This is a genomic window from Streptomyces sp. NRRL S-118 (assembly GCF_000716335.1).
GTDB lineage: Bacteria > Actinomycetota > Actinomycetes > Streptomycetales > Streptomycetaceae > Streptomyces.
The window spans coordinates 472,360-481,218 of sequence record NZ_KL591004.1 but is presented as its reverse complement, the minus strand read 5'-3'; the positions used below and the strand labels follow the sequence as shown (position 1 = coordinate 481,218).

Here is an 8,859-nt window from a genome sequence, read left to right as displayed (position 1 = left end):
GCGCTGCTCGCCCGCGCCATCGGCCAGTTCGTCCGCTACTTCAAGCTGGGCCAGCCGGTCCCGGCCGGAAGCCGGACCGACAACCCCTACCAGCGCAGCGTGACCCTGGTACGGGAGTTTCTCGGCCACACGCGGATGAACCGGTGGGGCATCGTCGGCGTCGCCCACTGGTTCGTGGCNCCGGTGGGGCATCGTCGGCGTCGCCCACTGGTTCGTGGCGGTCGGCTTCCTCACCCTCGGGCTGACGATCGTCACCGCGTACGGCCAGCTCTTCAAGCCCGACTGGGTCCTCCCGATCCTCGGCGGCTGGCTGCCGTACGAGCTCTACACCGAGTTCATCGCCGCCGGTACGACGTTCGGCATCCTGACCCTGATCGTCATCCGCCTGCTGAACCTGCCCTCGCGCCCGGGCCGCAAGTCGCGCTTCGCGGGCTCCAAGATGGGCCAGGCGTACTTCGTCGAGTACGTCATCCTCACCATCGGCCTGGCCATCTACGTCCTGCGCGGCCTCGAAGGCGCCCTGCACCACGTCGACCACTACGAGGCCGCGTACTTCGCCTCGTACCCCCTGGTCCTCGCGCTGAAGGGCCTGGGCGTCGGCGCCCTGCAGAACCTGGTCTACCTCTTCGCCATGATCAAGCTGGGCACGACCATGGTCTGGATGATCACGGTCTCGCTCAACACGAACATGNGGTTCGTGGCGGTCGGCTTCCTGACGCTGCCGCCGACGATCATCACGGCGTACGGCCAGCTGTTCCAGGCCGACTGGACGCTGCCGGTGCTCGGCGGCTTCCTCCCGTACGAGCTCTACATCGAGTTCATCGGGGCGATGACCACCCTCGGCATCGCCACGCTCATCGTCATCCGCCTGCTGAACCTGCCCTCGCGCCCGGGCCGCAAGTCGCGCTTCGCGGGCTCCAAGATGGGCCAGGCGTACTTCGTCGAGACCGTGATCGTCATCATCGGCCTGTCGATCATGGCGCTCCGCGGCCTCGAAGGCGTCCTGCACCACGTCGACCACTACGAGGCCGCGTACTTCGCCTCGTACCCCCTGGTCCTGCTGTTCGAGGGCCTGAGCGTTCCCACGCTGGAGAACCTGGTCTACCTCTTCGCCATGATCAAGCTGGGCACGACCATGGTGTGGGCCTGCACCATCAGCCTGAACACGAACATGGGTGTGGCNAACACGAACATGGGTGTGGCGTGGCACCGGTTCCTCGGTTTCCCGAACATCTGGTTCAAGCGGAACGCGGACGGTTCCACCGCGCTGGGCGGGTTGCAGCCGATGACGTCGGGTGGCAAGCCGATCGACTTCACCGACCCGGGCGAGGACGACGTCTTCGGTGTCTCGCAGGTCGAGCAGTTCTCCTGGAAGGGTCTGCTGGACTTCTCCACCTGTACCGAGTGCGGCCGCTGCCAGTCGCAGTGCCCGGCCTGGAACACCGGCAAGCCGCTGTCGCCGAAGCTGCTGATCATGTCGCTGCGCGACCACGCGCACGCCAAGGCGCCCTACCTGCTGGCCGGCGGCGGCAAGACGATGGAGGGCGAGGAGAAGGCCTCCGAGGAGCAGCTGAAGGACGTGCCCGCCGCCGCGCTGGCGGAGGCGGAGCGGCCGCTGGTCGGCACGCTGGAGGACAACGGGGTCATCGATCCCGACGTGCTGTGGTCGTGCACCACCTGCGGTGCGTGCGTGGAGCAGTGCCCGGTCGACATCGAGCACATCGACCACATCGTCGACATGCGCCGCTACCAGGTGATGATCGAGTCCGCGTTCCCCTCCGAGGCGGGCACGATGTTGAAGAACCTGGAGAAGAAGGGCAACCCCTGGGGCCTGGCGAAGAAGCAGCGTCTGGAGTGGACCAAGGAGGTCGACTTCGAGGTGCCGGTGGTCGGCAGGGACATCGAGGACCTGTCCGAGGTCGACTACCTGTACTGGGTGGGCTGCGCCGGTGCTCTGGAGGACCGGGCGAAGAAGACCACCAAGGCGTTCGCGGAGCTGCTGCACATGGCGGGCGTGAAGTTCGCCATCATGGGCGGGGACGAGAAGTGCACGGGTGACTCCGCGCGCCGTCTGGGCAACGAGCCGCTGTTCCAGGAACTGGGCATGGAGAACGTCGCCGCGCTGAACATGGCGTTCGGTGAGGACGACGAGGACGAGACGACCCGCAAGCCGAAGTCGGCGAAGAGGATCGTCGCGACGTGCCCGCACTGCCTGAACACCCTGGGCAACGAGTACCCGCAGCTGGGCGGTGACTACGAGGTCATCCACCACACCCAGCTGCTGCAGCACCTGATCGACGAGGGCAAACTGATCCCGGTCACCCCCGTCGAGGGCCTGATCACCTACCACGACCCGTGCTACCTGGGCCGCCACAACAAGATCTACACGCCTCCGCGGGAGATCATGACGGCCGTCCCGGGCCTGCGGCAGCAGGAGATGCACCGCCACAAGGAACGCGGCTTCTGCTGCGGCGCGGGCGGCGCGCGGATGTGGATGGAGGAGCGGATCGGCAAGCGCATCAACACCGAGCGCGTCGACGAGGCGCTGTCCCTGAACCCGGACATCGTCTCCACCGCCTGCCCGTTCTGCCTGGTCATGCTCACCGACTCCGTCAACGGCAAGAAGAACGACGGCACGGCCAAGGAATCCGTCCAGGTCGTCGACGTCGCCCAGCTCCTGCTCGACTCCGTCAAGACCCCCGTCGAGGACGCCCCGGCCGACCCGGAGGAGCCGGCGTCGGAACCGGAGACCGAAACGGTGAAGTAGCCCCTCTCGGTACGCGCGAGCGGTACCAGCGGACGCGAGCGGCCGGACCTGCCTCGGGGGCGGGCCCGGCCGCTTTCGTACGCCGCGGCCCGGGCCGTCCGCAGCAGGTCCGTCCCGGGAGGGTCCGCCCCGCGGAGGACCGGCCCCGCGGCGCGTCCGCCCCGCGAGGGACCGGCCCGGGAGCACGTCGGTCCCGCGCGGGAGACGGCCCCTAGGGGATGTCACAGGTCGGCAGCAAAGGCAGTCCGTCGCCCCACCCCGGACGCCGCCCACAGCGCAAGCCGGTACGTTCAAGGGGTGGCTGGATTCAGGATCGGACGCGGCCGGGACAACCGCACACCGCAACAACACCCGCAGGCACCGCAGCAGCAGGCGCCCCATCAGGCGCCGTACGGCAGTGCGGCGCCGCCGCCGTACGCCCAGCAGCAGTGGTCGCAGGCGCAGCAGCAGCAGGCGCAGCAGTACGGCCGGCAGCAGCACGGGGAGCCGGAGTACTTCGGCGACCCCTACGCGCAGCAGTCCGCCCCGCCGCCGGCGCACGACCCGTACGCGGCGAACCAACCGGGTCACACACGGGCCTTCAGCATCCACGACGAGGCGTACGCCGCCGGGCCCGGCGGGTACGGCGACGGCGCCGCCTACCAGGCCGGCACCGCCCCCGCGCCCACCGGCCCGCGCCTGCACTGGAAGCAGTTGCTGAGCGGCATCGTGATGCGCCCCGGCCCGACGTTCTGGCAGATGCGCGACCACGCCGTGTGGGCGCCCGCGCTGGTCGTCACGTTCCTCTACGGGCTGCTGGCCCTCTTCGGGTTCGACCAGGCCCGCGAGGAGGCGATCAACGCCACGATCTCTTCGGCGATCCCGTACGTCCTCGTCACGGGCCTCATGTTCGTCGTCGGTGGCGCGATCCTGGGCGCCGTGACGCACACGCTGGCGCGCCAGCTGGGCGGCGACGGCGCCTGGCAGCCGACGGTCGGCCTGTCGATGCTGATCATGTCGATGACGGACGCGCCCCGGCTGCTGTTCGCGCTGTTCCTGGGCGGCGAGAATTCCTTCGTCCAGGTGATCGGCTGGCTGTCCTGGCTGGCGGCGGGTGCGCTGTTCACCTCGATGGTGAGCAAGTCGCACGACCTGCCGTGGCCGAAGGCGCTGGGCGCGTCGGCGATCCAGCTGATCGCGTTGCTGTCGCTGCTGAAGCTCGGCACGCTCTGACCGGTACGTGATACGCGGTACGTGAAAGGCCCCCGCCGCGGCGGGGGCCTTTCCACATGATCAGGATCCGGCCTGCTTCAGCAGTCCGTGGACGGACACCTCGGAGTTCACGCTGACCCACCAGAGGCCGTACCTCTTCTGCTCCCTTCTTGTCTCTGTTGGATCCAGCCCTGCATAGATTTCGTAGATCGACGTCCTCTTCTTCTTGAACTCGTACGAAGAGACGAAGACATCCGTTATGTCATCCGGCGACCAGAAGGCCAGGACATATCGCGGCTTGCGCGTCACATTGACCAGATTGTTGTTGTAGCTCACCCTGCCGTGGTAAAAAAGTCGCTTCCCACATTGCGCCGGTGGACAGTAATATCTGCCCTCATCCTTCCGCCAAGAAGCTCTGGCGGATTGAAATGAATCGCCGATCCTGCCCCGGTCCTGCCTCAGGACGGCAAAGTTCAAAGTGGCGTCCAGCGTCTCATAATCGGTTTTCTTGGGGAGCGTGATCACCTTTCCCATTGTGAACTCTTCTCCCACCTGAAGCGCCGAGCCCGGCCCTTGGAATTGACCGGACGCGATTACCACATCCTCTTTTTCGCTTTCATAGCTTTCCGCCTCCGTGTCGAACGCGTCCGCCCACCCCTGCATCCCATGGCCCGAATCCGAAAACTTGAATGTACGCCCCCGGACAACATAGTCGTCGACGACTATGTATACCGGAATCTGCCCGTCGTTCTTCGCAAAAAGCCTCAGCGGGACATGCATATAGGGCAGCTCTGCACGCGTCTGCGGCGTTCCGAACTCGGCCTTCAATACGAAGCGCATCGGCACCGCCGTGGGGGCGTAAAGGGTCGAGTACCCGAGACTGACGGACGAGAGAATCGCCGTGACGGTAACTCCTGCGGCGAATCTCTTCGGGTACGGTATCCCCCTCCACACCTTCTGGCGCATGAGGACGCAAAAGGCCCACAGAGACCACAGCCACATCGAAACAAAAAATGGGAGGGCGGGTATGAATTCCCGCTCCTCGAGCCACAGGAAGAGCAGAAGGCTCGTCGTGGCCAGCGCGATGATCACGCCGAGAAGGACAAAGGCGCCGGATATCCTGAGCTGCCGTCTGCCCCAGTAGTCGATGACCGCGAGCGTCGCTATGCCTTCCGTCGCGGCTGCCACCAGGAAGAGGACGCCGATCAGACGCTGCGCGAAGGTGAGCGCCCCGAGGGCGTCCGGCCAGCCGATGACCACGTGCAGTCCGAGCGAGGCGAGCAGCCCCAGGGCCATGAGGACCATGACCACATACCGTCTCCGGCCCTTGCCGGGCCATGTGCTGCTGTCGCCGCCACGCCAGAGGACGCACGAGGGGTCGTCCAGGTCCATGTCGTCCGGGTAGCCGAGGCGGCGGAGCACCGTCCGCAGTTCGCGCAGGGACCAGGCGCTGCCGACCTTCTCGCCGTGGATGGTGATGACGCGAAGACCGCGGTCGTCGGGTGGCTCCACGATCACCCAGGGCCGTATGCTCATGGGTCCACGTTCGGGCCCCTGCCGGTCATGTGCACGGCGAGCTGCTCCGTTCGGCGGAACCCAGGCAGCAGGGGCCTTTCACATGTACGCACTCAGGCGTCGAGGACCTGGCCCTCGCGCTTCACGACGGGCGGCTCCACACTCCAGGGGAAGTTGATCCACTCATCGGTCTTCTTCCACACGTACTCGCACTTCACGAGCGAGTGGGACTTCTCGTAGATGACGGCGCTGCGGACCTCGGCGACCGCGCCGAGGCAGAAGTCGTGCACCAGCTTCAGCGTCTTGCCGGTGTCGGCGACGTCGTCGGCGATGAGCACCTTCTTGTCGCTGAAGTCGATCACATTCGGCACCGGCGCGAGCATCACCGGCATCTCCAGCGTCGTGCCGACCCCGGTGTAGAACTCCACGTTCACCAGGTGGATATTCTTGCAGTCGAGCGCGTACGCGAGTCCGCCCGCGACGAAGACCCCACCGCGCGCGATGCTCAGCACGATGTCCGGCTCGTACCCGTCGTCGGCGATGGTCTGCGCCAGCTCGCGGATCGCGGTGCCGAACTTGTCGTAGGTCAGGTTCTCCCGTACGTCACTCATGCTCACACCTGCGTCCGATGGAAGTTCTGGAAGGACCGCGAGGCCGTCGGCCCGCGCTGGCCCTGGTACCGCGATCCGTACCGCTCACTGCCGTACGGGTACTCGGCCGGCGAGCTCAGCCGGAACATGCACAGCTGCCCGATCTTCATGCCCGGCCACAGCTTGATCGGCAGGGTCGCCAGGTTCGACAGCTCGAGCGTCACGTGCCCGGAGAACCCGGGGTCGATGAACCCGGCCGTCGAGTGCGTCACCAGCCCGAGGCGCCCGAGCGAGCTCTTCCCTTCCAGCCTGCTCGCGATGTCGTCGGGAAGCGAGATGACCTCGTACGTCGACGCCAGCACGAACTCGCCGGGGTGCAGGATGAACGCCTCGTCCCCCTCCGGCTCGACCAGCCGGGTCAGGTCGGCCTGCTCGACGGCGGGGTCGATGTGGGGGTAGCGGTGGTTCTCGAACACCCGGAAGTAGCGGTCCAGCCGCACGTCGATGCTCGAGGGCTGCACCATGGAAACGTCGTACGGGTCGATGCGGACCCGCCCGGCGTCGATCTCGGCCCGGATGTCCTTGTCTGAGAGAAGCACGCCCCGAGGATACGCAGGGCGCGCGGGCCCGCCCCAATCGGACGGACTCCGCGCGCCACCCACCGGCTCGCTAGCGCCGCTCGAGCACCACGGGCACGGCGTGCCGCAACCGCGCGCACCGCGGACACCGCAGAAGCCGCCCGGGCCCGATCCGGCCGGCCCCGAGCTGCTGCATCGGGAACGAAGCGGTACTGAACACGTGCCCTTCGGCACAGCGGACGACGGTGCGCTCCATGGAGTCCATCGAGTCCCTTCCCCAAATGCGTGGACGAGAAAGCCACATTAGGGGATCAACGGGACACCACTCCAAGCGGCACTCCGCACCCCCACGGTACGCCTCAACTCGCCCTGCCCGTACCCGGATCCGCGCGGGAAGAACACGAAGACCCTGCGGCGCGATACACCGGGGGCCTGCCGATGAGGTACAGTGAGCGACGATGCGGTACCGGTCCTCCGGTCCGTCCTCGCGGGTGTAGTTTAATGGTAGAACATGAGCTTCCCAAGCTCAGAGCGCGGGTTCGATTCCCGTCACCCGCTCCACGACAAAGGCCCTGGTCAGAGACCAGGGCCTTATTTGTTGTCTAGACCGGTTCAGGGACCTTGCACAACCTCCGCACCACCTTGCCCCTGTCCACGCTGGTCAGCGACCTTCTTTCGGGCCGTCTCCACAAGCCTGTGGAGACCTTCCGCCACCTCCTTCTGCCGTTCATGGTCGGAGTGCTGATAGATCAGCGCCGCCTTCTCCGTGGATTGCCCAGCCCGGACCATCGTGTCCTTGAGCGTGGCCCCGGCCCGGGTAGCAAGCGTGTGACCGGTGTGCCGGAGGTCATAGAACCGGAAGTCGGCAGGCAGCCCCGCCTTGACCCTCGCCTTGCGCCACTTGCGGCCGAACGATGATCGTCGAAAGGGGGCTCCCTTCTCCCCTACGAACAGCAGTCCGTCCGGCTCCTTCTCCGCGTACCACTTGAGGTGGCGTTCCAAGTCCTCACGCATGAAGCGCGGCAGAGCGATGAACCGCTTGCCCGCAGCGGACTTGGTCTCACCCGGGGCACGACGACCGGAGGTCAGTTCCGGCTCGGCCCGACGGACCCAGACGCCCACCTCGTCCAGGTCCACATCAGGGCGCCTCAGGGCAGCCTGCTCTTCGGGTCGGGCGGGACCGTATGCCGCGATGTAGACCATCAGGCGCCACCGTGGCCCCATCGCGTCGGCAACGGCGTCCACCTGTGGCACGGTCGCGATAGGCCGTTCCTTAGCCGTCTCCTTGCCCGCGCCTCTAATGCGGCAGGGGTTCCGGCGTATCAGCTCGTCGTCCGTCGCTGTCTCCATGATGGCTTTGAGTAGCCGGTAGGACTTGGCGACCGTGGTGGCGCCCGTGGCCTTCTTGCGCTCAGTGCGCCATGCCCTCACACGAGGCGCGGTGATCTCGTCGAGGTCGTACTCACCGAATGTCGGCAGGATGTGCAGCCGCAGCAGGCGCCGGTACAGCTCATCGGTGGTGGCTGACAGGTCCCGGTCGTCAACCCACTCCAGCGCGTACTTCTCGAAGTTCACCGCGCCGGCGTCCGGGTCACGCCAGTCCTTCCGCGTGATGTCGGCCTCGATCTGCGAGAGCCAGATCTCAGCTTCTTCCTTGGTCTCGAACGGCTCGGGTGCACGACGCCTCTGGCCGGTGGGGTCCACGTAGGAAGCGGTCCACCGACCGGAGCGGTACTGCCGCACCGCTCCGAAGCGCCGCATCGTCATGCTCTTCTTCGGTTCCTTGCTCGCCACTTACTAGTTCCTCCTACGACGACGACGCGGCTGAACGGGTGGGATGGTGTGTGCGTCGATGTACGCCGCTAGCACGCTCTCGGCGATGCGCACATGCGTGCCGACCTTCACGAACGTGATGCGGCGCTCCGCCACGAGGCGGCGCGGGAACCGCTCGGTGGTTCCCAGGACTTCAGCGACTTGCGGGATGGACAGCAGCCGCTCAGGCAAGGCGGTCTCCTCACGGCAGGCCCGCCACAGAAACCACGAAATACACAGAAACCCGGGGCAGGGCCGCTGACCTGTATGAACGGTGCGGCGGAGGGGCCGGGGCGGGCTGCCACAGAAATCGCGGGAAGGCCCACAGAAATAACCAGCCCGGGGTGGGCCCGTATTTGTGTGGGGCTTCTGTGGGTTTCTGTGGCAGCCACCCGTCCGCAGCCGC

General features: G+C 66.6%; 7 protein-coding genes, 1 tRNA gene and 1 pseudogene. 4 read left to right on the top strand and 5 right to left on the bottom strand.

Going from position 1 to position 8,859, the window contains the following annotated elements; genetic code table 11:
* Window positions 1-439: 439 nt before the first annotated feature.
* The 3 genes and pseudogenes from IH00_RS43955 to IH00_RS0111530 all read left to right on the top strand — a co-directional run.
* Window positions 440-1,182, top strand: a pseudogene (locus tag IH00_RS43955) (hypothetical protein); the annotation flags it as partial.
* Between the two features lies 1 nt (window position 1,183).
* On the top strand, window positions 1,184-2,767 hold a 1,584-nt coding region (locus IH00_RS37245), incomplete at its 5' end, for a (Fe-S)-binding protein (RefSeq protein ID WP_234334824.1).
* Window positions 2,768-3,064: 297 nt separating this feature from the next.
* Window positions 3,065-3,979, top strand: coding sequence for a Yip1 family protein (locus tag IH00_RS0111530; protein WP_031072367.1), 915 nt, complete (start codon window positions 3,065-3,067; stop codon window positions 3,977-3,979).
* 60 nt (window positions 3,980-4,039) lie between these two features.
* Here IH00_RS0111530 and IH00_RS38895 read toward each other — a convergent pair whose 3' ends face one another.
* The 3 genes from IH00_RS38895 to dcd all read right to left on the bottom strand — a co-directional run bounded on the left by IH00_RS38895 (window position 4,040) and on the right by dcd (window position 6,662).
* Window positions 4,040-5,494 (bottom strand): hypothetical protein, encoded by a 1,455-nt coding sequence (locus IH00_RS38895; RefSeq protein WP_052411325.1) that lies wholly within the window; start codon window positions 5,492-5,494, stop codon window positions 4,040-4,042.
* Window positions 5,495-5,586: 92 nt separating this feature from the next.
* Window positions 5,587-6,084, bottom strand: a complete 498-nt coding sequence (locus IH00_RS0111520) for a phosphoribosyltransferase (RefSeq protein WP_031072364.1) — start codon at window positions 6,082-6,084, stop codon at window positions 5,587-5,589.
* 2 nt (window positions 6,085-6,086) lie between these two features.
* Window positions 6,087-6,662, bottom strand: a complete 576-nt coding sequence (gene dcd / locus IH00_RS0111515) for a dCTP deaminase (RefSeq protein WP_031072362.1) — start codon at window positions 6,660-6,662, stop codon at window positions 6,087-6,089.
* Window positions 6,663-7,128: 466 nt separating this feature from the next.
* On the opposite strand from dcd, the gene IH00_RS0111505 reads away from it, so the two are divergent.
* A tRNA-Gly gene (locus tag IH00_RS0111505) sits at window positions 7,129-7,202 on the top strand.
* Between the two features lie 51 nt (window positions 7,203-7,253).
* Here the strand turns inward: IH00_RS0111505 and IH00_RS0111500 are convergent.
* Window positions 7,254-8,408, bottom strand: a complete 1,155-nt coding sequence (locus tag IH00_RS0111500; protein ID WP_031072360.1) for a tyrosine-type recombinase/integrase — start codon at window positions 8,406-8,408, stop codon at window positions 7,254-7,256.
* Between the two features lie 30 nt (window positions 8,409-8,438).
* On the bottom strand, window positions 8,439-8,645 hold the full coding sequence (locus IH00_RS0111495) for an excisionase family DNA-binding protein (protein ID WP_031072358.1): 207 nt from the start codon (window positions 8,643-8,645) through the stop codon (window positions 8,439-8,441).
* Between the last annotated feature and the right edge of the window lie 214 nt (window positions 8,646-8,859).

Bases quoted from the DNA above. Each gene is read 5' to 3' on its own strand.
- IH00_RS0111500 (WP_031072360.1), bottom strand. From the start codon at position 8,408: ATGACGATGCGGCGCTTCGGAGCGGTGCGGCAGTACCGCTCCGGTCGG.
- IH00_RS0111520 (WP_031072364.1), bottom strand. From the start codon at position 6,084: ATGAGTGACGTACGGGAGAACCTGACCTACGACAAGTTCGGCACCGCG.
- IH00_RS38895 (WP_052411325.1), bottom strand. From the start codon at position 5,494: ATGAGCATACGGCCCTGGGTGATCGTGGAGCCACCCGACGACCGCGGT.